We start from the raw sequence: 26,095 nt of genomic DNA on the forward strand, positions 1-26,095 counted from the left end.
TCAAAACTGAACGTTAACAAAATGAAACTTTGCGTTAAAAAACTTCTCTGCATTACAAATTTTGAAATTGAAAGATTGTATACATGTAAAAGGCAGTTCTTGGCTTGTGCCACAAAACCCCGCATCCCGAAACGTTATGAGGTGCTCAGATGTATACTTTGAGCATCCTGAAATCATTAGAAAAACAAATGTCTTATCCCGGATTCAGGCTCTTTTTAATGAAATATGAATAATTTCATATCTTGCTGTTTTTATTTAGAAAGAATAAAAATTAATTTTGAAGGTTTATAAAACTTGAGAAGAAAGAATGAAAAAGCAGTATGCATTCATAGGTCTGTTAGCTTCGGGAATTGTATTTTCCCAGACAGCGAATGATTCTATAGCCTCTAAAGGTATTGATGATGTAGTGATCGTAGCATCCAGAAAACCTACAAAGATCTCGGATATCCCGGGAACGGTTTGGGTGGTTCAGAAAGAAAAAATCCAGGAACAGGCGAAAAGCGGAGTTCCTATCAAAGAAATGCTTGCCATCCTGATCCCGAGTATGGATATCGGGCCGCAGGGAAGAACCAACTACGGACAAAATATGAGAGGCCGTTCTGCATTAGTCATGATAGACGGTGTTTCACTGAATAGCATCAGAGCCATCAGCCGTCAGCTAGATGCTATTGATCCGTTTAATATCGAAAGGATTGAAGTCCTTTCAGGGGCCAGCTCTATTTATGGAGGAAATGCAACCGGCGGTATCATTAATATCATCACAAAAACACCTTCAAAAAACGGGATCAGCGGAGAAACGGAATTGGGAGCCAGAACCGGATTCATGGGTAAAGATGATCACGATTTCCGTGCAGCTCAGGCTATTGCAGTAAAAGGGGATAAATTTTTCGGAAGACTAGGGGTTGCGTACCAGCAGAATGGTGGTGTTTACGGTGCCGATGAAAAACAGGTTTTAACGGATATTACCCAAACCGACCTTCAGTATAACCAGTCTATTGATATATTGGCCACGGGAGGTTATAAATTTAATAATAAACATAAAATCACGGCATCCCTTCAGTATTATAATTCTAAATTTAATGGAGACAGAAGTCTTTATTTAGGCCAGAATTTAAGCGCCTTTACAACAAAAAATGCTAATCTTTTGGAAATGCGTGACGGTTTTTCATCCGATAAAAATATAGGAACGGAGCGTTTCATGGGAACAGTTGCCTACAACGGAAATAATATATTAGGAGGTCAGGATCTGTACGTGCAGTTTGCAGCGAGAGGGGAGAAGTTAGGATTTTATCCTTTCCCCGGAAATGTTAATTTAAATAACGTAAACACGGCTTATATGTCTTCTTCGCAGCAGGATACCTATTATTCCGGTGTAAAGGCATTATTGTCGAAATCATGGAAAAGTCTGAATGTGACGTATGGAGTAGATATTGATCTTGAAAAATTCGAAGGAGCTCAGTCGGTATATGATATCTCAAAAACGATGTCAAGCGGAGGTTTGGTCAATGACACGCAATACAGTCTGGGAAGGTATCCTACCAACCATTCTCAGAGTTATGCAGGATATGTTCAGGCTAAATATGATATCTTACCTAAACTTCAGATCAATGGAGGAATCCGTTATCAGAATATGAATGTAAAAGTAGATGATTTTGTAGGTTCAGTGCAACAGACACAGGTTGCTATGGGATACGGAGCTTCAGCTTCTGCTATTCCGGGCGGAAAAAGCTCGTATAATGTGACATTGGCGAATGCCGGTTTACTCTACAAATTCAATGAACAGCATCAGGCTTGGGGAACTTTTTCTCAGGGTGTGAGTCTGGCTGATCCATCGAAATATTACGGAATTGGAAACTACGTGCTAAAAGGAACGAATTGGGATGTGGCTTCAAGCATTAATGTAAAACAACAGCCGCTTCAGGCGATCAAAACCAATCAGTTTGAAGTAGGATACCGTATCAATAAAGGCGGATTGAAAGGACAGATCGCAGGTTTCTTAAGTAATTCGGATAAAACGGTTACCGTTGACAAGAAGACATTCCAGATTCTTGTGAATGATCTTAAGCTGAGAAATATGGGGATAGAAGCTGAGGTTTCTTACTCCATGAACAATGGCGTTTATTTCGGAGCCAGCGGACTTTTGATCAAATCGGAAGTTGAGAATAATGGCGAATGGAAGAAGCAGGAAATTTACAACGCTTCCCCTTCAAAATTGGTCACTTACATCGGATATAATGTTAAAAGCTGGTCATTCAGGTTCCAGTCTTTACAGAATTTCAAACTGACGGACGATCTTAAGAATGAAATCGACGGCTACAATACTTCAGATTTAATGGTAGGATACCGTTTCGACTGGGGTAAATTCAATCTGGGAATCCAGAATATTTTCAATACCGATTATCAGACCATCTGGAGCAAGCGTTCCCAGGTTTTATATTCTACTTACGGACTTCCTGAACTGTTCAATTATAAAGGAAGAGGAAGAACATTTAACCTGTCTTATACCTTTGATTTTTAAAAATTTAAATCGAGTCGGTTAGCCTTGATTTAAATGCATCATATAATAACAGATCCGGCTTCTCATCATCAACGGAAGCCGGATTTTAACTTTAAAAATTCAGTTATGGCTAAAATTCAAACAGGCCGCATCGTTGCGGAAATGACGAGAAAAGAGTATATCACTGATCATTATATCAGAGTCTATCTGTATTCTCCGGAAGCTCATTTGTTTAAAGATACCACCATCGGAGATAATAATAAAATTGCTGTACCTCCGGTAGGTCTGGATGAAATTCATTTTCCGACACTGGATGAAAATCGTCAATGGGTGTATCCTCCAAAAGAAGTGGCACCCGCTGTAAGAACCTATACCCACAGAGGAATTGATCTTGAGAAAAACGAGCTGATTATTGATTTCGTAGACCATGGCGACGGCGGTCCTGCATCCAAATGGGCCCGTGAATCAGAAGCTGGTTCAAAACTAGGTATTATGATGAGAACCGAAGCAAAAGAAATGTATCCCGAAGTTGAATGGTACCTGTTTGTAGGCGATGCTACTGCCATTCCTGTTCTGAGCGCCATGCTGGAAACCTTGCCGGAAACAGCAAAAGGAGTCTGCATCATCGAAGTTCACGGAAAAGAAGACGAGCAAATCCTTGAAACCAAAGCTGATATTGAATTTAAATGGCTTCATAACGCGATTCCACACATCAGCAGTGAAATGGCGGATACTGTAAAAAGTATCACCCTTCCGGAAACCACTAAGTTCGGCTATGTCGCAGCAGAATTTTCAAGTGTTAAAGAAATTCGTACCTACCTTAGAAAAGAAAAAGACTGGACGGCACAGGAACTCAATGCTTATTCTTACTGGAAAGCGGGTGTAGCGGAAAATGAGTCGGAGAAGGATAGACATAGGGAGAAGGATTCGATGGGATAGGATTTAGGGAGCAGATAATAGGTTGCAGGGATTAGGGATTAGGGATTAGGGATTTCGCAGTTTAAAACTGCAGTCTTTGATTTGGTTTTTTGTGCGAAATTGGTGTCAATGGTGAATTTTGCTTCGCAAGTGAATGGTGAGTGGTGGATTCAAGAGGCAAGACATAAGATATCAGATTTAAGACATCAGACTAAGGTTGAGACAAAGGTTTACGCTGAGATTAAGTATATTATTTACTATAACCCGTCAACTATCAACTAGCAACCAACAACCGAAAAACTAGCAACAAAAAAAACAGCAACCAACAACTAGCAACGTATTCAGACTCATTTACTCTAAAACTCTCAAACACTCAAACTCTTGCAACCTTCACCCGAAAACCCCTATCTTTGCACTTTTAAAGATGACAATGAAAGATTTAATGGGTAAGGCAGTCTGGGATTATTTTCACAACGAAAATCCTGAGGATTTGCAGACAGAAACTTCAATATCGGAACTGGATGAACTTCCGGTAGATTATCTTTTCAGAGATTTTGAAGACATGAACGGTATTGAACAGAAAGCACTTGAGCTTGCTCATGGGAAAGTACTGGACATTGGTGCCGGTGCCGGTTCTCATGCTTTGTATCTGCAGAATGAAAGTAATCTTGATGTTTTGGCGCTGGATATTTCACCAAAATGTATTGAAGTCTGCCAAATGAGAGGAATCAAAAAAGCGGTATGTGAAAACGTATTGGATTTTTCGGGAGAAACTTTTGATACCGTTTTACTTCTGATGAACGGAACCGGGATTTTTGAAAGCCTGGAAAAAATCGATACCTATCTTCAGAAACTGCACACTTTAATAAATGACAATGGTCAGATCCTGATCGACAGTACGGATATCCTGTATATGTTCGACCGTGATGAAGATGGTGGCGTTTATATTCCGGCAGGCGGCTACTATGGTGAACTGGATTATATTGTTCATTATAAAGGAGAATCTGAAAACCCAATCAAATGGCTTTATCTTGATTATACCACCCTAAAAAATGCGGCAGAAAATAACGGCTTTACCATTGAAAAAGTAATGCAGGATGAAGATTCTTACCTGGCAAAACTGACTAAAAAATAAACATTTACCTGTCATTGCGAGTATAGCGAAGCAATCTTAATATTCTTATTCACTAAACTCTTCCTTAATGGTTTTATTTTTGAACCGTTAAGATTGTATTAAGTTTTTAAGATCATTAAGTTTAAGCTGTACCTAAGAGATTGGTTCGCTGCACTCGCAATGACAAGACAAAATAAAAAAGACACACGATTTTTCGTGTGTCTTTTGTTTTGTATGTAATTATAGGTTTATCCGATCTCAATACCGTTTTCTACATTGCTGTCATCCGGTGTTACGAAAGATAATTTTCCGTCTGGTTTTGTCGTTAACAAGAACATTCCCTGAGACTCAATTCCTCTGATCTTTCTAGGAGCAAGATTGAGTAAGATCATCACCTGCTTTCCGATCAGTTCTTCCGGCGTGAAGCTTTCTGCAACACCAGAAACCACAGTTCTGATATCAACCCCTGTATCTACTTTGAACTTTAGTAATTTATCAGCTTTTTCTACTTTTTCAGCTTCTAAAATGGTCGCTGTTCTAAGGTCGATTTTAGCAAAATCATCAAAAGAAATTTCTTCTTTCATAGGGTTGGCGTTAGGGTTTGTTTTTTTATTGTTTTGTTTGGTCTGTTCCAGCTTTTCAATTTGAGCTTCAATGACGCTGTCTTCAATTTTTGAGAAAAGAAGAGAAGCTTCATTGATTTTATGACCTGTTTCTATTAAAACAGATTGAGTTTCAACATCGCTCCAGTTCACCTGCGCAGCATTGAACATCGTAAGAAGTTTTTCAGAGCTGAAAGGCATAAACGGTTCACATAACTGAGCTAAGGCAACAGCCAGCTGAGCACCTACAAATAGAGATTGTGCTGCTTTTTCAGGACTGTCCTTAATCGTTTTCCAAGGTTCTTCAGCCTGAAGATACTGGTTTCCGAAACGGGCAAGATTCATTAATGCGGTTAATGCATTTCTGAACTCATAATTTTCTAAGAATCCTGAGATTTCTTTAGCTGCTTTATTGATTTCTTCCAGTTCAGGACTGTTGATGTCTCCCTGAGGAACAACACCGTCATAATATTTATGGATAAGAACAGCAACTCTATTGATAAAGTTTCCGAAAATTCCTACCAGTTCAGAATTATTTTTGGTCTGGAAATCTTTCCATGTAAAATTATTATCCTTTGTTTCAGGAGCTGATGAAAGAAGCGCGTATCTTAAAACATCCTGCTGTCCAGGGAATTCTTCTACATATTCATGTGCCCATACCGCCCAGTTTCTGGAGGTTGAGATCTTGTCGTTCTCAAGGTTTAAGAATTCAAACGCAGGAACATTTTTCGGCATGATATAATCACCGTGAGCCTTCATCATCGCAGGGAAAATAATACAGTGGAATACAATATTATCTTTTCCGATGAAATGCACCAGGTCACTGCTTTCGCTCTGCCAGTAATCTTTCCAGTCTTTTCCGTTTTTCTCCGCCCATTCCTGAGTGAAAGAAATATATCCGATAGGTGCATCAAACCAAACATAAAGCACTTTCCCTTCCGCATTCGGAAGAGGAACAGGAACACCCCAGTTCAGATCTCTGGTCATGGCTCGTGGCTTAAGACCGTCGTTTAACCATGATTTCACTTGTCCGTAAACATTCGGCTTCCAGTCGTCTTTATGGCCTTCAATGATCCATTCGTTTAAGAAGTCTTCGTATTCATTTAAAGGAAGGTACCAGTTTTTGGTGTCTTTTAGAATCGGAACATTTCCGCTTAACATGGATTTGGGATTGATCAGCTCTGAAGGAGATAGGGTAGAACCACACTTTTCGCACTGGTCTCCGTAAGCATTTTCGTTGCCACAGTTCGGGCAGGTTCCTACAATATATCGGTCTGCCAGGAATTCTCCGGCCTGCTCGTCAAAATACTGCTCAGAAACCTCTTCCGTGAATTTCCCTTTTTCGTAAAGAACTTTAAAGAAATCCTGGCTGGTCTCATAATGCTTTTTAGAAGTCGTTCTGGAATACTCATCAAATGAAATTCCCAGATCCGAAAAAGATTTTTTAATGATCTCGTGGTATTTATCTACGATATCCTGAGGGGTTACTCCTTCTTTTTTTGCTCTGATGGTAATAGGAATTCCATGCTCATCCGACCCGCAGATAAACGCTACATCTTTTCCTAATCTCCTCTGAAATCTTGCGTAGACATCCGCAGGAATATATACACCTGCCAAATGTCCTATATGAACCGGTCCGTTTGCATAAGGCAAAGCTGCCGTAATCATCTTTCTGTTTGACATTTTATAGTAAAGTTTTAACGGCAAAGATAAGGAATATCTCACTAAAACCGCCTAAACTTCCCTTATAATAAGTTTTTTACTATCTAGAAAGCGTTTGAAGTTAAATTTAGTTAAACAAATGTTTAACGTGATGTTAATATTTTACAGGTGTTATGTAGAGCATAGATTAATGTAATTTGGTGAAAAACAGGTATTTAATTTTAAATAGTCAAACAATTTACATAAAATTATCTAAATTTTCAATAATATTATGGTAATTCTATTTTTTTTATAAATTGCAAAACTGTTAACACAGCTTTTTAAAACGAAACTAAAAAACGATATTGTGAAAAATTTTACAACGGTATTAAAAATTGCGCCGGCCTTTTTACTGGCCAGTTCAGTAATACATGCACAGACCCAAGACTCTCTCACTAAGGAGAAAAAGATCGAAGAGGTGGTACTGATCGGATATGGAAAGCAGAAAAAATCTGACCTTACAGGTTCCATTACTTCGGTGAGTGCAAAAGACTTCAACGGAGGAGCCGTTTCTGCAGGACAACTGATTCAGGGTAAAACGCCTGGGGTACAGATCACCAACAACAGTGGTGCTCCCGGGTCAGGAACCAAGATCAGAATCAGAGGTACTTCTTCTTTGAGCGGGGAAAACTCTCCATTGATTGTAATTGACGGCGTTCCGCAGGATTTTGTTGGAATGAACGGTGTTTCTGATCCTTTATCATTAATCAATCCCAATGATATTGAAACATTTGACATCCTGAAAGATGCGTCTGCTACCGCGATTTACGGTAACAGGGCCTCCAATGGGGTTATTTTGATCACTACCAAAAAAGGAACGTCAGGAAAATTCAAGCTTAATTTTTCTACCGTGACTTCTGTTTCCACCAAAATGGGCAATGTAGATGTACTGACAGCGCAGGAGTTCAGAGACTTCGTGAATACGTATGCACCGGCCAGCTATAAAACTAAACTTGGAAATGCAGATACCAACTGGCAGGACCAGATTTATCAGGCAGCTTGGGGAACAGATAATAATGTAGCTTTTTCAGGCGGTATTAAAGGATTGCCTTACCGTTTATCATTAGGCTATAACGAGCAGAATGGTATTGTAAAATCAAACTCATTCCGGAGAAGTTCAGTAGGCTTAAACTTAAGTCCTAAATTCTTTGACAATCATTTATCTGTGAATGTGAATGCCAAAGGAACCTTTACAGATAACCGTTTTGTAGATGGTGGAGTGATTAAAGCGGCTACCTATTTTGATCCTACACAGCCTGTATATTCAGGAAACTCCAAATACGGAGGTTATTATGAGTGGCTGGATGCAGGAGCAGCAACCGGATTTAACGCCAATGCCAATTCAAATCCGCTGGGAATGATTGAAGGGGTAAGAGATGTATCATCGGTGATCAGAGGATTGGGAAATATCCAGTTAGATTATAAATTTCACTTCCTTCCGGACCTGCATTTTAACGTAAATGCCGGATACGATTATACAAAAAGTGAAGGGCATAAATTTAAGGATGGCAATTACAGGTCGGGCTTTGAAGACCAAGGCAGCTCAAACTTCTATTCAATGGAGAAGAATAACAAGCTTTTGGAAACTTATTTTAACTATGTGAAAAACATAAGTGCCATCAATACTGGAGTAGATATCACAGCTGGGTACGCTTATCAGGATTTCCGTATGAATATTCCGGGAGCTGTTACTTATAGAGGAAACGGGACTACACTGCCCCCGGATTTGGATTTTAAAACACAAAACACATTGGTATCCTTCTATGGGAGGGCCATTTTTACGGTAGCCAACAAATACATTATTTCAGGATCTGTACGTAGAGACGGTTCTTCCAGGTTCTTTAACGGAACGAAAGATAATGTATGGGGTGTCTTTCCAGGGGTTTCTTTAGCCTGGAAGCTTAACGAGGAAACTTTCATCAAAAATATTTCATCAATCAGTACATTGAAACTGAGAGCGGGATGGGGGAAAACAGGTCAGCAGGAACTTCCTGCACTGGGAGTTAATGGGAATAAACCCAATAACTATCCTGCCTTTGCTTCTTACAATCCAAGTTATCCCGGAGCAGGATATCAGTTTGGAAATGAATTCTATTTCATGTTCAGACCCACGAACTATAATCCAAATCTTACCTGGGAAACCACCACGACAAAGAACATCGGTTTAGATTATGGTTTTGCTAAAAACAGAATTACCGGATCTATTGACCTTTTCAGAAAAGATACCAAAGATTTATTAGTCTATGCTGATGAACCGGCAGGAGGTTTAAGCAATGCAAGCTGGCAGAATGTGGGGGATATGAAGAATCAGGGAATTGAAGGAAGTATTACGGTCATTCCTGTTAAAAACGAAAAAACAACTTGGGAAGTAAGTTTTAATGCTACCCATTATAAACCGGAAATTACTAAGCTAAAAGACAGAGCTGATCAATATTTCAATATGGAAGTAGGAGGTATTGAAGGAGGTTCAGGGAACAGGATCCAGGCTCATGCGGTAGGCTATGCTCCCAACGCATTCTGGGTATATCAGCAGGTGTATGACGCTAACGGAAAACCTGTGGACGGAGCCTATGTAGACAGAAACGGAGATGGGGTAATGAATACAAAGGATATGTATTATTACAAATCCACAACTCCGGATGCTATTTTAGGGTTTTCTACCAAGGTTTCTCATAAAAACTGGGATTTTGCCCTTAGCGCAAGAGCAGTATTAGGAAACTATGTTTATAACAATATGGCATCCAACAGTTCTCTGCAGTCTGCCTCTACCAACGACTATCTTCAGAATGTATTCTCCACAGCTCCGGAATATAAATTTTCCGTACCTCAGTATAAATCCGATATTTATGTAGAGAATGCATCCTTCTTAAGATTGGATAATATTAATATTGGCTATAATTTCGGGGAAGTTTTTTCTAAAGGAAGCAACCTGAAAGTATATGGTATGGCTCAGAACGTTTTCGTGATTACGAAATATACAGGAGTAGATCCTGAAGTTTTTGGGGGAATAGATAACGGATATTATCAGATGCCAAGAATCTATTCTTTAGGCTTTAACTTTCAATTTTAAATAACAACTGAGATGAAACTAAATACAATCAAACTTAAAAATATAGTACTGCCTCTTTCTGCTGCATTTCTACTGACGGCAGCGTCATGTGTCAATGATCTGGAAAGAGAGCCTATTACGGACGCTACTGCAAAAACAATTTATAAAGATTTTTCAAACTATAAAAATATTCTTGCAAAACTGTATGGAGGCTTTGCCATGGGAGGGCAGATCAGTGGTGACGGTGATCAGCCGGATAGCGATATCAACGGAATCAATGGAGGATTTTCACAATACACAAGATTGCTGTACAATCTGAATGTACTGACTACGGATGAAGCTGTCATCGGCTGGAATGACGGAAACCTTCACACACTTCATAAAATGACCTGGGATTCTTCCAACGAATTTATAGCAGCGATGTACTACAGAGTATATACGGAGATTGCTTTCTGTAATGAGTTTTTAAGGAATGTGACCGATGCAAAATTAGCAGAAAATAATATTACCGGAGACAATCTTGCGCAGGCTAAACTGATGAGAACAGAAGCCCGCTTCCTGAGAGCACAGTCTTATTATCACGCCATCGATATGTTTGGAAATGTTCCTTTTGTGGACGAAACTTACGTGCCGGGATCTCTTACTCCTCCACAGAGGATTGAGAGAAAAGCATTGTTTAACTTTATTGAGTCTGAACTACTCGCAGTAGCCGGTGAACTAAAAGACCCTAAAACCAATGAATATGGAAGAGCAGACAAAGCCGCAGCCTGGTCATTGCTTGCCAAGTTATATCTGAATGCGGAAGTATATACGGGAACACAGAGAAACACAGACTGTATCACGTACTGTAACAAAGTAATTGCAGCAGGCTATTCTTTAAAACCAAAGTATGACGAATTATTCCTAGCGGATAACAATATCAATAATCCTGAACAGATTCTCAGTGTCAATTTTGACGGAATCAATACCCAGACTAACGGTGGAACTACTTATCTGGTTCATGCTGCAATAGGCGGCGATATGAAGGCTTCCGACTTTGGTGTCAATGGCGGATGGGGTGGTTTAAGAACGACAAAGGCATTCGTAGGTTTGTTTCCTGCCGATGGAAGTGATAAAAGAGGTAGATTCTTTACTTCAGGGCAGAATCTGGAAATTAATAATCTGGGTGTTTTTACCGATGGATATGCATTTATCAAGTTTAAAAATATTAAAAGCAACGGCGCAGAAGGAGCTCATAAGAATTGGGTAGAAGCCGATATTCCTTTGTACCGTCTGGCAGATATTTACCTGATGTATGCGGAAGCTGTTCTTAGAGGTGGTACCGGTGGAAGTGTTGCAACTGCGGTTACTTACGTTAATCAACTGAGAGAGCGTGCTTACGGGAATACCAACGGAAACGTAACTTCTATCAACCTGAATTTCATTTTAGATGAAAGAGCAAGAGAACTGTCATGGGAAACAACCAGAAGATCAGATCTTATCCGTTTCAATAGATATACGACAGCGGATTATTTATGGCCTTGGAAAGGAAATGTTAAAGAAGGTAAAGCAGTAGAAAGCTTCAGAAACCTTTTCCCTATTCCGAACAGAGATATTGTAGCGAATCCTAACCTGATCCAGAATCCTGGTTACTAACCTTTAAATACCGTTAAAAAATGAAAAATCTATTCAAAATATTAGCTGCGGTTTTCATCGGAATACTCATGGTTTCCTGCGAGAAGGATGAAGATAAGGCAGTGCTAGAGGTGAAGAAAAATCCTACCTTAACAGCAGATGCCACCACATTGGTCATGCTTAAGATCAATGAAAATGATAAAGCCGTAAAATTTACCTGGACCAATCCGGAATTTAATCTTGCTGTAGTAAATAATAATGCGTTGGAAGTAGCAAAAGCAGGAACAGGCTTTAAAGATGCTAAAAGTACGGATATAACTGCTACAGACTTATCTGCAACCTATACCGTAAAAGATTTTAATAAAATTATTATCGATGCAGGATTTCTTCCTGAAGTTGCAGAAAATATTGAAGTGAGAATGAAGGCTTCCGTAGGAAACGCGGTATCTTATTCCAATGTGATTTCAATGAAGGTTACGCCATACCTTACGACTTATCCTTCTTTTTACCTTGTAGGAGAAGCATCTGTTGTAGGTTGGAATGCGGGAACTGCCCAGTTATTGTATAAAAACGAGAATATTTCTACCATATACACTTATCTGGAAGGTTCTAAAACATTCAGATTCCTGGGGCAGAAAGACTGGAATCCGCTTAATTACAGTTTAGACTTTGCCGGAATGAATGCCGCAAACAGATATTTTAAAACCTGGTCTTCCAACTTATCGGCGGCGCCGGCGGAAAATATTAAGTTTAACGGAACTACCGGAATGTATAAAATTGTCATTGATGCAGAAGCTGCACAAAAATCAATCACAGTATCTCCATCTCCGATCGCTGTCTGGAATCCAGCCAACTTATATCTGGTAGGTACGGTGAACTCGTGGAGCGCTCCAACGGCTATTGCGATGGCTAATAAAGGTGACGGTAAGTTTGAGCATATCATTGCACTTCCGGCCGGATCTCAGTTTAAATTCATCGGTCAGCTGAGTTTTGGAGAACTTGACTGGGGAAATCTCGCAGGAGATGGCAACACAGGCTATCTGGCTCCTAAAGGAAGTAATGGAAATATTACATTTAACGGAAACGGAGGGAATTATAAGATTTCTGTAGATCTGAAATTAGGGATTTACAGTATTCAACCACAATAATAATTAAGATGAATTATATAGTAAAGTGTTGCTTTACCGCAGCACTTTATCTATTTTTAAGGTTATAAATAGTCATTATGAAGAAAATTACAGTTGGAGCCATGCTGCTCTCAATGATGTTCGTGGGTGTGAAAGCACAGTCTTTGAAATCACCGGATGGAAAGTTTGAAATGAACTTTCAGCTTAAAGAAGGAGTTCCTTATTACAATTTGAAGTACAACGGAGCTGTGGTGGTAGAAGATTCTAAGTTAGGATTAAGATTATTTAAAGACTCAGCCATCAAATTTGCGTCTGAAATTGCAAAACCGGACGATGCCAAATTTGATCTGAACAACGGATTCACGAAAACAGATGAAAAACGTGATTCCAAAAACGAAACCTGGCAGCCGGTTCTGGGTGAAAAGAAAAATTATATCAATCATTATAACGAGCTGGCCGTTACGCTGGATCAGGCTTCTACAAGCAGAAGTATCGTTGTAAAGTTCAGACTGTTCAATGACGGTCTTGGATTCAGATATGAATTCCCACAACAGAAAAATCTGAACTATTTCGTCATCAGAGAAGAAGACTCTGAAATCGACTTCCCAACGGATATGAAAGCCTGGTGGATGGTTGCAGATTATGATTCACAGGAATATCAATACCAGGAAACAAAAATTTCCGAAATTCCTGCCAAATGGGACAAAGCATTCGATGCCAATGCTTCACAAAGATTGGTGAAAAATGCAGTTCAGTCTCCGTTGATGCTTAAGAAAGAAGGTAAAGAGCCTTTGTATGTGAACGTAGCGGAAGCAGCCGTTTTGGATTATCCGGCTTCTCATCTTGAGGTGGATGCTCAGAATTTTAAATTCAAAACACATCTTACTGCTGACAGACAGGGAGCAAAAGGATATATTCAGACCCCATCTGTGACGCCTTGGAGAACCATTATCGTTTCTCCGAAAGCAGAAGAAGTGATGGAATCCAAAATGATTTTTAACCTGAATGAACCTACAAAATATACCGACACATCCTATATTCACCCCACAAAATACATGGGAGTCTGGTGGGAAATGATCATCGGGAAATCCCAGTGGGCTTATTCCACAGCAGAAAATGTTCATTTGGATAAAACCAATTTTTCAAAGCTTACGCCGAATGGAAAACACGCTGCCAACAATACAAAAGTTAAAGAATACATCGATTTCGCTGCTGAAAACGGGTTCCAGGGATTACTCATTGAAGGCTGGAATGTAGGTTGGGAAGACTGGTTCGGTCATTCCAAAGAATTTGTTTTCGATTTCATTACGCCGTACCCGGATTTTGATATTAAAATGCTGAACGATTATGCCCATTCAAAAGGGATTAAGCTGATCATGCACCATGAAACCTCAGGTTCTGCAACCAACTACGAAAGATGGGCGGATAAAGCTTTTGAACTGATGAATAAATACGGTTATGATGCCGTGAAAACAGGTTATGTAGGCGACATTATTCCAAGAGGAGAGCATCACTATTCCCAATGGACAATTAACCATTATTACAGAATTGCAGAAAAAGCAAACCAGTATAAAATCATGGTCAATTCCCATGAATCCGTACGTCCTACAGGAGAAAGCCGTACCTACCCGAACTATATTTCGGCAGAAGCAGCCAGAGGAACCGAGTACGAAGCATTCGGAGGAAACAAACCCGATCACCAGACTGTCCTTCCTTTCACAAGATGGATGGGCGGATCTATGGACTACACGCCGGGGATTTTCCAGACCAAACTGGATTATTATTTCCCGGGTGACACGCGTTTCGTTAAAACCACACTGGCAAAGCAGTTGGCATTATATGTAACGATGTACATGCCTCTTCAGATGGCCGCCGACCTTCCTGAGAACTACAAAAAGCATATGGATGCCTTCCAGTTCATCAAGGATGTGGCAGCAGACTGGGATGATACCAAGATTCTTTCCGCTGAGCCGGGAGATTATGTCATCACGGCCAGAAAAGCAAAAGGAACGGAAAACTGGTTTGTAGGGGGGATCACCGATGAAAATAAGCGGGAATACACCGTAGACTTCTCTTTCCTGGATAAAGGAAAAAAATATGAGGTAACCGTTTACGAAGATGGAAAAGATGCAGATTACATCGACAATCCTCAAAGCTATAACATCTACAAAAAACAGATCACCAGCAAATCCAAATTGAATTTCAAAATGGCAAGAAGCGGCGGTTTCGCAGTTTCTGTTAAGCCTGTGAATTAAGAGGTAAATTGATATAAATTATGCCCCGGCTCATTCTGTCTTAGGAAAATGATTCGGGGCATTAATTTTTTTATTGAACCCAATTGACCATGTTTTTCAAAATATAATATTAAATTGAAATCAGATTTCGAATCATGAAAAAAATCTATGCAGTAATCGCACTTTTAATAGCCTCTGCAGCTTTTTCGCAGACCAAGCCTTTAGAAAAGGTGGAGCCTGCCTTCTGGTGGAAAGGAATGAAAAATCCTGAACTTCAGATTCTGGTCTATGGAAAAGGTATTGCACAAAATGATATCGAACTTTCCGATGGTATTCAGATAAAAGACGTAAAAAAAGTTGAAAATCCAAACTATGTCTTTATTACGGTTAATACCAACGAAATCAACGTTCCGAAGTTTAAAATCAATATTAAAAAAGGAAAGAACAATATAAGCTCTTACGATTATGAGCTTAAACAGAGAGCTGCCGGATCAGCAAACCGTGAATCTTTTACTTCAAAAGATGTCATGTATCTCATCATGCCGGACCGTTTTGCCAATGGTGATGAAAAGAATGATTCCAGACCCGATCTCATCGAAAAAAATGATCGCAGCTTACCAAACGGAAGACATGGTGGCGATCTTCGCGGAATTATCAATAACCTTGACTATATTCAAAACCTTGGAGCAACATCTGTCTGGTTGACACCCGTGAATGAAGACAATGAAAAAGTATATTCCTATCACGGATATGCACAGACTGATCTGTATAAAATTGATGGACGCTATGGAACCAATGAAGACTATCGCGAGCTTTCACAAAAACTGAACAAACGAAACATGAAGCTGGTCATGGATTACGTGACCAATCATTGGGGAGTATCTCACTGGCTGATCAAAGATTTGCCTTCAAAAGACTGGATCCATTGGTTTGATGAAGGGAAAAACGGATTTTACCGTTCCAATTATAAGACAACCACGCAGTTTGATACCAATGCCTCAGAAATTGATAAGAAATACGCGCTGGATGGCTGGTTTGATACTACAATGCCCGACATCAATCAAAAGAATCCGTTAGTCTTAAAATACCTCACCCAAAATGCCATCTGGTGGATAGAATATGCCGATCTGGGCGGTTTGCGCGTAGACACGTATCCTTACAACGATAAAGAAGCTATGGCCACTTGGGCAAAAGCTATTACCGACGAATATCCGAAATTCAATATTGTAGGAGAAACATGGCTGTACACCGCGGGACAGATCTCGGCATGGCAGAAAAATTCCAAAACAGGAGAAGCTGCAGGCTACAATTCCAATCTGCCTTCCGTGATGGATTTTATGCTCTTCGCCGACATGCCGAAAGCCCTTAAAGAAAAAGAAGGCTGGGACACCGGAATGGTTAAACTCTACAATGTTTTTACCAGCGATTTCCTGTATCCGGACATCAATAATCTCCTCGTTTTTTTTGAAAACCATGACACTGAAAGATGGAATGAAATCTTCAATGGTGATCCGAAAGCCTACCAAATGGCAATGACCATGATTTCTACGGTAAGAGGTATTCCACAGATTTACTACGGATCAGAAATTGGCATGAGAGGAGATAAGACCAAAGGCGGTGATGCAGACATCCGGAGAGATTTTCCGGGCGGATGGAAGTCGGATTCAAATAATGCATTCAATCCTTCTTCACAGACTCCTGAACAAAAGGAATTTTACCAGTTTACCCGGAAATTATTGAACTGGAGAAAAGGAAAAGAAGTGATTCATCATGGAAAAACTAAAAATTACGTTCCTCAGGACGGCGTTTTTGTGTATTTTAGATATGATGATAAAGAAAATGTAATGGTCATCATCAACAATAATGAAAAAGATCAGACGTTAGACTTAAAACGTTTTGCAGAATCACTGAATGGGGTGACGAAAGGGAAAGATGTCATTTCAGAAAAGGTATTCTCTATGGAAAACAGCCTGTCAGTACCTGCAAAAACGCCTATGATAATTGAACTCCAAAACTAAATTAATTATACAATGAAAAAAATAACATTTATCTGCACACTGGTGCTTTTTTTACTTGCTTTTACAGGGATGAATGCCCAATCCAACAGTTCTAAATTTGACAAAGATAAAGCAGCCATAGGAATTATGCTGGATGGCTTCAATACCGCTGCTGCAAAATCAGATTTTGACGCCTATTTCAATTATTTCGCAGACGAATCTACATTCATCGGAACCGATGCTACGGAAGTTTGGGACAAAAAAGCCTTTATGGTGTGGGCAAAACCTTATTTTGATAAAAAGAAAACCTGGAATTTCACTTCTCTTAAAAGAAATATCTATTTCAGCAAAGACGGAAAACTGGCATGGTTTGATGAGATTCTGGATACTCAGATGAAAATCTGCAGAGGTTCAGGTGTTGTCGAAAAAATAAACGGAAGCTGGAAAGTGAAGCAGTACGTACTTTCCGTAACGGTTCCTAATGATGTCGTGGATAAGGTGGTTGTAGAAAAAGCAGCCATTGAGGATGTCTTAATCAAAGAACTGAAAAAATAATGATGAATTCTGCACAGAAAACTTCTTCAGGAAGAATAAAACCGAATCTTTCCATGCCTCAGATCATTAACATGAGCATGGGTTTTTTGGGAATACAGATGGCTTTCGGGCTGCAGAACGGAAATGCGAGCAGGATTCTGGCCAATTTAGGTGCCGATGTTCATGAGCTGTCATGGTTCTGGCTGGTAGCACCCGTTACCGGACTTATCGTACAACCGATCATCGGGCACATGGGAGACAATACCTGGAGTCCTTTGGGCAGAAGAAAACCATATTTTTTAATTGGAGCTGTTTTATGTGCACTTGGGCTGGTTCTTCTTCCCAATGCAGCCACAGTCACTCATCTTTTTGCAGCTAATGCATTGTTGTTAGCTGTGCTATTTCTGGCGATGATGGATGCTTCCGTTAATATTGCTATGGAACCCTTCAGGGCTTTGGTAGGAGATATGCTCCCAAAACATCAGGGAACACTTGGATTTTCGGTGCAGACTATTCTGATTGGGATCGGAGCAGTGGTAGGATCGTATATTCCGGGAATACTGACCTCGATGGGAGTTTCCAATGAAGCACCAGAGGGTTTTGTTGCCAATAATGTAATTTACTCCTTTTATGTGGGAGCGGGGATATTATTACTGACGATATTGTATACTGTTTTTACCACTAAAGAGTATTCTCCGGAAGAATTTGCTGCTTTTGAGGACGGAAAAGAAGCTCCGCAGGAACCTTCAAAATTCGCGGATATTTTTAAAGATTTTGCAGGAATTCCTTCACAAATGAAAAAATTGGGTGCCGTGCAGTTCTTCTCATGGTTCGCCTTATTCACCATGTGGGTATTCACCACAAGTGCCCTGGCCACTCATCATTTCGGACTTTCCCCGGAAGATACCCACTCCAAAGCTTTCAATAATGCGGGAGATTTAACCGGAAAATTATTCGGAATGTATAATCTGTGGGCTATACCGTTTGCGTTTTTATTAACCCCGATTGCGAAAATGATAGGAAAGAAGCAAACCCATGCGTTGGCGCTTCTATGTGGAGGTTTAGGTCTTATTTCCATGTATTTTATTAAAGATACGAACCTTTTATGGATCTCCATGATAGGATTGGGATTTGCGTGGGCGAGTATCCTTGCTATGCCTTACGCAATGCTTATTGAAGTGATTCCTCAGCGGAAAATGGGTGTGTATATGGGAATATTCAATTTCTTTATCGTTGTTCCGCAAATCATCAATGGATTATTTGGAGGCCCTATTGTAAGCAACTTCTTCGGAAACCGCGCGATAGATTATATTGTAGTAGGAGGTGTATGCATGCTGATCGGTGCTGTTGTCACCATGATTTTCGTAAAATCTGAAGACGAAACACCGAAGGAAATTGAGGGAGAGATTAAGCAGGTGCATTTTTAGGGAGAGAAGGTAGAGATTAGAAGTTAGAAGTTAGAAGTTAGAAGTTAGAAATTAGAAGTTAGAAGTGGGAAGTGGGAAGATGGAAGAGCGGAGAACCCGAATGAGATTATTGAAAATTGATCGCGATAGAATTCAATAGGAGCGGGCTTTAGCCCGCTTTTTTAATGAACCATATTCATTAAGGCTTTAGCCAAAATTTAAAATATCCGTCTAATTTGATTCAATATATTTTCATTTCTATTTTAGGGCCAACGTAAATACTCCCATTTTAAAAATCTGCTCCATCTGCCAGATCCGCGAGAGGTAGAAAAATAATACATCTCAAAACTAATTTATACCCCCAATCAATGTAATCCTTGATAGCATTCTCGCACCTTAAAACACAAGAACAGAAAGGAAACCTCGAATGGCATTATTAAAAATTGATCACGATAGAATTCAATAGGAGCGGGTTTTAGCCCGCTTTTTTAATGAACCACACGCATTAAGGCTTTAGCCAAAACTTAAAATATCCGGCTAATTTGATTCAATATATTCTTACCCGTATTTTACAGCTAACGTAAATGTCCACTTTTAAAAGTATCTGCTCCATCTGCCAGATCTGCGAGAACTAAAAAAAATAATACAGATCAAAACTAATTGATATCCTCAATCAATTTTATCTCAGATAAAATCCTTGCGCCTTACAACAGAAGAATAAAAAAACTTGCGTCATTGCGTTTTCCAACAAATACAAGGTGCGAAAACCACTAAAAAGCCGCCCCAAAAATGAGACAGCCTTTTTTTAATTGACTCCAAGTCAAACTTAATATCTTAACAATTAAAACGTACTTACGCCAAAACCGTTTCAATTTCCGCCACCGTCTTCGAGAAATTCTCATCTTTCAGCTGAGGAACCATCATGCCCTGAGATTTGAAAACTTCTACATCCGTAATCCCAATGAAACCGAATAATGTCTTTAAATAATGCTCCATATTCTCAATAAGTCCGTTTTCATAAATCCCACCAACGGCGATATTTAAATATAATTTCTTGTTTTGCAGAAGACCTTTTGGCGTCCCGTCGGCATAAGAGAATGTTTTTCCGGCAACAGCAATACTGTCGATCCATGATTTTAAAGTGGACGGAAAAGTGAAGTTGTAAAAGGGAACTCCAATAACAATAATATCAGCTTCCTGAATTTCTTTTAATGCTTCGTCAGAATATTTTGAAGCTTCTTTTTGCTCATCATTCTTCTCTTCGTCCGGAATTCTGGAGGCACTGAAATGATGAATTTCCATATGAGGAATAGGGTTCAAAGCAAGATCACGGATAACAACCGTACTGTTTGGATTTCTGTCTAATAACTGATTAATTACAGTTTGAGAAAGCTTATTGCTTACAGAATTTTCTCCGCTGATGCTGGTTTGGATATTTAAAATATTTGCCATTTTGTTTTGAATTTTTTTCGTTTTTATTACTGACAAAATTATTGTAAATTTACTTTCCAAAGTATAGCAGTTACCTAAAGGAAAGTGAAAAAAATGGAAAAACAGCACAACCATAAAGATTGTATGCAGGCATTAAAGCCGGTTCGTGATACATTAGATGTTATTAATGGCAAATGGAAATTGCAGATTATTATTTCTTTAAACGCCGGAAACAAACGTTTTACAGAAATTGAAAGAAGCATTCCGAAGCTGACCTCAAAAGTTTTAGCCAAAGAATTAAAAGAACTCGAACAAAACGGTTTAGTAGAAAGAATCGTTAAAGATACATATCCCGTAAGCATTGAATATTGTCCTACACAATATACAAAGACCTTACACCCCGTTGTAGAGTCTTTAAAAGACTGGGGAGAAAATCACCGTAAACACATCTTCGGAGCTCCCGCGGAAACGGAAAAACCTGAAAAATCTAAATAAATGCTCATTAACATTGGCAAATCTGCTCAATCAGCAAAATCCGCGCGAGATAAAAATAATGCATTCCAGAAATATTAGGATCAATTTGAATATAAAATTCAATAGGAGCGGGCTTTAGCCCGCTTTCAAATTAAGCAAATCAATAAAGGCTTTAGCCAAAACTTAGAATAATAATAAATCCTCGTGCCTTAAAAATATCCGGAGAATAATAATCTTGCACCTTTGCGTTTGTCCAAAAAACTACCCCAAAATCCTTTCTTAACCTACATCAACACTTTCAAACACCTCTATATCCTACATTTGTACCATAAAATAATCACAGTATGAAAACAGTATATCATAAAGCAGATTCAAGAGGCCACGCAGATCACGGATGGTTAAACAGCTACCACACTTTCAGTTTTGCCAACTATCAAAATAAGGACAGAACGAATTTTGGAGTGCTGAGAGTATTGAACGACGATACCGTTTCACAGGGAATGGGATTCGGGACACATCCGCACAGAGATATGGAAATTATTTCAATTCCTCTGGAAGGTGATCTGGAACATAAAGATTCAATGGGAACTACCGCCGTTATCAAAAAAGGAGAAATCCAGGTAATGAGCGCAGGAACCGGGGTAATGCACAGCGAATACAATAAAAATAAAGATGAAGCGGTAAAATTTCTTCAGATCTGGGTTTTTCCAAAAGAATTGAATGTTGAACCAAGATATGATCAGAAAAGCATTAAAGAAGGAGAAAAGATCAATGGATTCCAGCAGATTTTGTCACCCAATAAAAATGATGATGGTGTTTGGATTCATCAGGATGCATGGTTTAATTTAGCTAATTTTAAAGCAGGAAACGGCAAAAATTATATGCTCAACAAAAAAGGAAACGGAGTATACGCCTTTGTTTTAAAAGGAAGCGCCAAAGTAGGAGATAGAATCTTGAACGAAAGAGATGGATTGGGAATCTGGGACACCCAAAGCTTTAATATCGAAGCCGTAGAAGATGCTGAGATCTTATTGATGGAAGTACCGATGGACTTGCCGGCTTATTTGAAATAGTAGATAATAATCAAAAACATTAAACAGATAAACAATAATGAAAGTTTTAGCAATAGCAGGAAGCAATTCAGATGCTTCAATGAACAGACAGTTAGTAGCCTATGCATCCTCTTTATTTGAAAATGCAGACGTAGAGGTAGTAGACCTGAACCCTTTTGAAATGCCTATCTATAAGCACGAAAGAGAACTGGCAGGCGGAGTTCCTCAGGAAGCAAAATATTTTGCAGCAAAAATCGACGGAGCTAATCTCCTTTTGGTTTCATTACCTGAGCACAACGGAACATACTCTACAGCCTTCAAAAATGTATTCGACTGGGTATCGAGAATCAAAGACAGAACGGTATGGAATGAAGTACCGATGTTGTTGATGTCAACGTCTCCCGGAGGAAGAGGCGGAGCTGGAGTTTTAGAGGCTGCATCGAAGCGTTTCCCTTTCCACGGAGGAAATATTGTAGAAACTTTCTCACTTCCTTTCTTTAATGATAACTTTGATAAAGCTGAACAGAAGATTTCTAACGGCGAGAAAGACAGCGAATTAAAAGAAAAAATCAAGAAGATTGCAGCCATTGAAACCATCCTTGAAAAATAGAATTTGAATATTAATTTAAAATTACTATTTTTGCAAAAAGAAATAAGATGAAATTTCAGACCACTTTTAAAGAATGTTTCTCAGAGAAAGGGAAAACTGTGGGCTCTGAAATTCTGAGATAAAATAACGGCCGATAATCTACCAAGATTGTCGGCTTTTTTATTTTCTAAAATCTGAATAAAAAGTAATTGAAATATAAAAGATAAAAGACTTCTGAGGTCAATCTGAAATCTAGAATCTAATATCTAAAAATCTAAGTAACATGAGCAACACTTACAAATCAGCAGGCGTAGACAAAGAAGAAGGGTACAAAACCGTTGACAAGATCAAAAAGGCAGTAGGCGAGACCCACAACTCAAATGTATTGAACCATTTGGGAAGTTTTGGAGCTTTCTATGAGATCGGGGGATATAAAAATCCTGTGCTGGTTTCTGGAACAGACGGTGTAGGAACGAAGCTTAAAGTAGCTTTGGATACCAAACAATACGATTCTATCGGTGTCGACTGTTTCGCAATGTGTGCCAACGATATCCTTTGCCACGGTGCAAAGCCATTATTCTTCCTGGATTATCTGGCTTGTGGAAAGCTGGATTCTGAAATTGCTGCTGAGATCGTTCTTGGAATGGTGAAAGCATGTAAGGACAACAACTGCGCATTGATTGGTGGTGAAACTGCTGAAATGCCGGGAATGTATCAGCCGGGAGATTATGATGTTGCAGGATTCTGTGTAGGAATCGTTGAAAAAGATCAGATCATTGACGGTTCTACCATCAAGGCTGGAAATAAAATCATTGCCCTTCCTAGCTCAGGATTCCACTCCAATGGGTTTTCACTGGTAAGAAAAGTATTCCCGAACTTCGAAGAAGAATTTGAAGGAAAACCTTTATACGAAACGTTATTGGTACCTACAAGACTATATTATAAAGACATTCACAGGGTATTGGAAGAAGTAAAAGTTTCCGGTATCGCTCACATTACAGGAGGTGGTCTTTATGAAAATGTACCAAGAATTATTCCTGAAGGACTTTGTGCTTCTATCGATGCAGCCAAAATCAAAATTCCTAGCATAATGCTTGAACTGGAAAAAAGAGGTGGCGTATCCCGTGAAGAAATGTACGGAACATTCAATATGGGAGTTGGAATGATTATCGTTGCTGATGCTGACCACGCTGAAAAAGTATTGCACCTTTTAGACGATGCTTACGAAATCGGAGAGATCACAGAGGGAAGCGAGAAGATTGATTTGACGATCTGATGATTTGATGATTCGACGATTTAGCCGATAGGCAAAATTATCATCATATTAACATATCATCACATCATCATATTATTATCACATGAAAAATTTAGTTATACTCGTTTCAGGTTCCGGCACCAATCTGCAGAGAATCATAGATACCATTGACAGCGGAGAAATCCAGAATGCAAAAGTATCACTGGTAGTGGCAGACAGAGAATGTTACGGACTTGAAAGAGCAAAAAATCATAACATAGACCATATTCTGATCCCAAGAGGAAAGAATTTCAGCAGTGAGTTGGCGAATGTAATTCCAAAAGATACAGATCTTATCGTATTGGCAGGATTCCTATCCATTCTGAAACCTGAATTCTGTGAGAACTGGACCGGAAAGATCATCAATATTCACCCGGCACTGCTTCCGAAATTCGGAGGAAAAGGAATGTGGGGAATGCACGTTCACAATGCCGTTATTGAAGCTAAAGAAAAGGAAAGCGGAGCTACCGTACACTTTGTAACTCCGGGAATTGATGAAGGGGAAGCTATTCTTCAGAAATCATTTGAGGTGACCCCTGAAGATACTCCTGAAACCGTTGCGGAAAAAGTACATCATATTGAATATGAAATATTTCCAAAGGCTATTAATAAGGTTTTAGGAAATCAATAGAATAATGTACCAATATAACAATGTACCAATGTACCAATGTACCAATTATGATCATTATTACATTGCTAGACTGTTACATTGATCCATTGTTACATTAAAAAAGAAATCTAAGTAAATAAAAGTAAGTCCGGGGGTGAAAGACCGGGCTACAGTTTGAAATAACTGTAAAAAGTAAAAATTGAAAGTAAAAGTCCCGAAGGGACGATTTAGCCAAGCATACGATGAAATCGTATGTCTAAAAAAATCAAACATAGGATGCAATCCTATGTGAAAAAAAATCAAAAGTAAAAATGAGTAAAAAGAGAGTTTTAATCAGTGTTTCTGACAAAAGCGGATTGATCGAATTCGCTCAGTTCTTGGAAGCCCAGAATTATGAGTTGATTTCTACGGGAGGAACGTTCAAACATTTGAAAGACGCTGGTTTAAATCCGATTCAGATCGATGAGGTAACCAATTTCCCTGAAATGCTGGATGGAAGAGTAAAAACCCTTCACCCGAAAGTTCACGGAGGTCTTTTGGCAGTTCGTTCCAATGAAGAGCACATGAAAACCGTTCAGGAACATGGAATTGACCTGATTGACATGGTGATCGTAAACCTTTACCCTTTCTTTGAAAATGTAAACAAAGACATTTCTTTACATGAGAAAGTGGAATTTATCGATATCGGAGGTCCTTCAATGCTTCGTTCTGCGGCTAAGAATTTCGATTCTGTTACCGTAATTACCGATGTGGAAGATTATGCAACGGTAAAACTGGAAATGGAGCAGAACGGGGATACATACATCGAAACTCGTAAAAAACTGGCAGGAAAAGTATTCAACCTTACTTCAGCTTATGACGGGGCAATTTCAAGAATGCTTTTAGATGAAGAATATCCAACGTATCTGAATGCTTCTTACAAAAAAGCATCTGATTTAAGATATGGAGAAAACCCTCACCAAACCGCAGCTTACTACGTTTCTACGTTTGAGAACGGTGCGATGAAAGATTTCGAACAGCTTGGCGGTAAAGAGCTTTCTTTCAACAATCTTCGTGATATGGACCTTTGTTGGAAAGTAGTGACTGAGTTCAAAGAAGAAATGGCATGTTGCGCAGTGAAGCACTCTACACCTTGTGGAGTAGCCATCGGAACTTCTGCACTGGAAACCTATCAGAAAACTTTCGAATGTGACCCGATTTCTATCTTTGGCGGAATTGTTGCAATGAACTACAAGATCGATGCAGCAACGGCTGAAGAACTGAACAAAACGTTCCTTGAGATCGTAATGGCTCCGGATTTTGATGAAGCAGCTCTTGAAGTTTTAAGAAAAAAGAAAAATCTTAGAATTATAAAAATCGTTAACCCGGTTTCTGACAAGCAAACATGGGTGAAAATTGACGGAGGAATCCTGGTTCAGGATAACGACTCTCATTTCTCAGACGATATCAAAGTAGTAACTGATGTGCAGCCTTCAGAAGAGCAGAAAAAAGCCCTTCTTTTCTCTCAGAGAGTCGTGAAGTATGTAAAATCAAACGCTATTGTTGTTTCCAATGGTATTCAGGCGTTCGGAATCGGTGGTGGACAGGTCAACAGAATCTGGGCTACTGAACAGGCCATCGAAAGAGCAAAAGAGAAATTCTCAGGAGATCTTGTTTTAGCTTCTGACGCATTTTTCCCTTTCCGTGACGTAGTAGATTTCTGTGCCAAGGAAGGTATCAAAGCCATCATCCAGCCAGGCGGAAGTGTAAAAGATCAGGACAGTATTGAAGCTGCCAATGAGCATGGTATCCCAATGATGTTTACCGGAGTTAGACACTTTTTACATTGATAGAATTAAAAGATTTCGAAATT

The 26,095-nt window shown here is 39.3% G+C and carries 18 protein-coding genes; 16 read left to right on the forward strand and 2 right to left on the reverse strand.

Going from position 1 to position 26,095, the window contains the following annotated elements:
* The first annotated feature begins 307 nt into the window (after positions 1-307).
* From BM143_RS10455 to BM143_RS10465, 3 genes are all read left to right on the forward strand, one after another.
* Positions 308-2,518 carry a TonB-dependent receptor gene (locus tag BM143_RS10455; RefSeq protein WP_090024409.1) on the forward strand — a complete coding sequence of 737 codons (2,211 nt, stop codon included), beginning with the start codon at positions 308-310 and terminating at the stop codon, positions 2,516-2,518.
* A 105-nt stretch (positions 2,519-2,623) separates the two neighbouring features.
* Positions 2,624-3,436: a siderophore-interacting protein gene (locus BM143_RS10460; protein WP_090024475.1), complete on the forward strand. Its 813-nt coding sequence runs from the start codon at positions 2,624-2,626 to the stop codon at positions 3,434-3,436.
* 409 nt (positions 3,437-3,845) lie between these two features.
* Positions 3,846-4,550: a class I SAM-dependent methyltransferase gene (locus tag BM143_RS10465; RefSeq protein ID WP_090024410.1), complete on the forward strand. Its 705-nt coding sequence runs from the start codon at positions 3,846-3,848 to the stop codon at positions 4,548-4,550.
* A gap of 227 nt (positions 4,551-4,777) precedes the next feature.
* Here the strand turns inward: BM143_RS10465 and metG are convergent, their stop codons facing one another.
* Entirely contained in the window at positions 4,778-6,814 is a 2,037-nt protein-coding gene (gene metG / locus BM143_RS10470; protein ID WP_090024411.1) for a methionine--tRNA ligase, read from the reverse strand.
* 325 nt (positions 6,815-7,139) lie between these two features.
* Here metG and BM143_RS10475 point away from each other — a divergent pair, with 325 nt between their 5' ends.
* The 7 genes from BM143_RS10475 to BM143_RS10505 all read left to right on the forward strand — a co-directional run bounded on the left by BM143_RS10475 (position 7,140) and on the right by BM143_RS10505 (position 18,814).
* Positions 7,140-9,902, forward strand: coding sequence for a SusC/RagA family TonB-linked outer membrane protein (locus BM143_RS10475; RefSeq protein ID WP_090024412.1), 2,763 nt, complete (start codon positions 7,140-7,142; stop codon positions 9,900-9,902).
* 12 nt (positions 9,903-9,914) lie between these two features.
* Positions 9,915-11,516, forward strand: coding sequence for a RagB/SusD family nutrient uptake outer membrane protein (locus BM143_RS10480; protein WP_090024413.1), 1,602 nt, complete (start codon positions 9,915-9,917; stop codon positions 11,514-11,516).
* Between the two features lie 20 nt (positions 11,517-11,536).
* Positions 11,537-12,643: a SusE domain-containing protein gene (locus BM143_RS10485; RefSeq protein WP_090024414.1), complete on the forward strand. Its 1,107-nt coding sequence runs from the start codon at positions 11,537-11,539 to the stop codon at positions 12,641-12,643.
* Between the two features lie 77 nt (positions 12,644-12,720).
* Entirely contained in the window at positions 12,721-14,877 is a 2,157-nt protein-coding gene (locus BM143_RS10490) for a glycoside hydrolase family 97 protein (RefSeq protein ID WP_090024415.1), read from the forward strand.
* Between the two features lie 134 nt (positions 14,878-15,011).
* Entirely contained in the window at positions 15,012-16,874 is a 1,863-nt protein-coding gene (locus BM143_RS10495) for a glycoside hydrolase family 13 protein (RefSeq protein WP_090024416.1), read from the forward strand.
* 12 nt (positions 16,875-16,886) lie between these two features.
* Entirely contained in the window at positions 16,887-17,408 is a 522-nt protein-coding gene (locus BM143_RS10500) for a nuclear transport factor 2 family protein (protein WP_090024417.1), read from the forward strand.
* Entirely contained in the window at positions 17,408-18,814 is a 1,407-nt protein-coding gene (locus BM143_RS10505; RefSeq protein ID WP_228430754.1) for an MFS transporter, read from the forward strand. Before BM143_RS10500 ends, BM143_RS10505 begins: the two co-directional genes overlap by 1 nt.
* Before the next feature lie 831 nt (positions 18,815-19,645).
* Here BM143_RS10505 and BM143_RS10510 read toward each other — a convergent pair.
* Positions 19,646-20,245: an FMN-dependent NADH-azoreductase gene (locus tag BM143_RS10510; protein ID WP_090024418.1), complete on the reverse strand. Its 600-nt coding sequence runs from the start codon at positions 20,243-20,245 to the stop codon at positions 19,646-19,648.
* Positions 20,246-20,338: 93 nt separating this feature from the next.
* On the opposite strand from BM143_RS10510, the gene BM143_RS10515 reads away from it, so the two are divergent.
* The 6 genes from BM143_RS10515 to purH all read left to right on the forward strand — a co-directional run bounded on the left by BM143_RS10515 (position 20,339) and on the right by purH (position 26,072).
* A complete protein-coding gene (locus BM143_RS10515; RefSeq protein WP_090024477.1) occupies positions 20,339-20,719 on the forward strand; it encodes a winged helix-turn-helix transcriptional regulator in 381 nt (126 codons plus the stop codon).
* Positions 20,720-21,042: 323 nt separating this feature from the next.
* Positions 21,043-21,771: a pirin family protein gene (locus BM143_RS10520; RefSeq protein ID WP_090024419.1), complete on the forward strand. Its 729-nt coding sequence runs from the start codon at positions 21,043-21,045 to the stop codon at positions 21,769-21,771.
* 37 nt (positions 21,772-21,808) lie between these two features.
* On the forward strand, positions 21,809-22,360 hold the full coding sequence (locus tag BM143_RS10525; RefSeq protein WP_090024420.1) for an NADPH-dependent FMN reductase: 552 nt from the start codon (positions 21,809-21,811) through the stop codon (positions 22,358-22,360).
* Positions 22,361-22,622: 262 nt separating this feature from the next.
* A complete protein-coding gene (gene purM, locus BM143_RS10530) occupies positions 22,623-23,615 on the forward strand; it encodes a phosphoribosylformylglycinamidine cyclo-ligase (protein ID WP_090024421.1) in 993 nt (330 codons plus the stop codon).
* Between the two features lie 82 nt (positions 23,616-23,697).
* The gene (gene purN / locus BM143_RS10535; RefSeq protein ID WP_034726246.1) at positions 23,698-24,264 is read left to right on the forward strand and encodes a phosphoribosylglycinamide formyltransferase; all 567 of its coding nucleotides are present in this window, start codon (positions 23,698-23,700) and stop codon (positions 24,262-24,264) included.
* Between the two features lie 290 nt (positions 24,265-24,554).
* The gene (gene purH / locus BM143_RS10540; protein ID WP_047449042.1) at positions 24,555-26,072 is read left to right on the forward strand and encodes a bifunctional phosphoribosylaminoimidazolecarboxamide formyltransferase/IMP cyclohydrolase; all 1,518 of its coding nucleotides are present in this window, start codon (positions 24,555-24,557) and stop codon (positions 26,070-26,072) included.
* Positions 26,073-26,095: the final 23 nt, after the last annotated feature.

The organism is Chryseobacterium oleae (assembly GCF_900115055.1).
GTDB classification, from domain to species: Bacteria; Bacteroidota; Bacteroidia; order Flavobacteriales; family Weeksellaceae; genus Chryseobacterium; species Chryseobacterium oleae.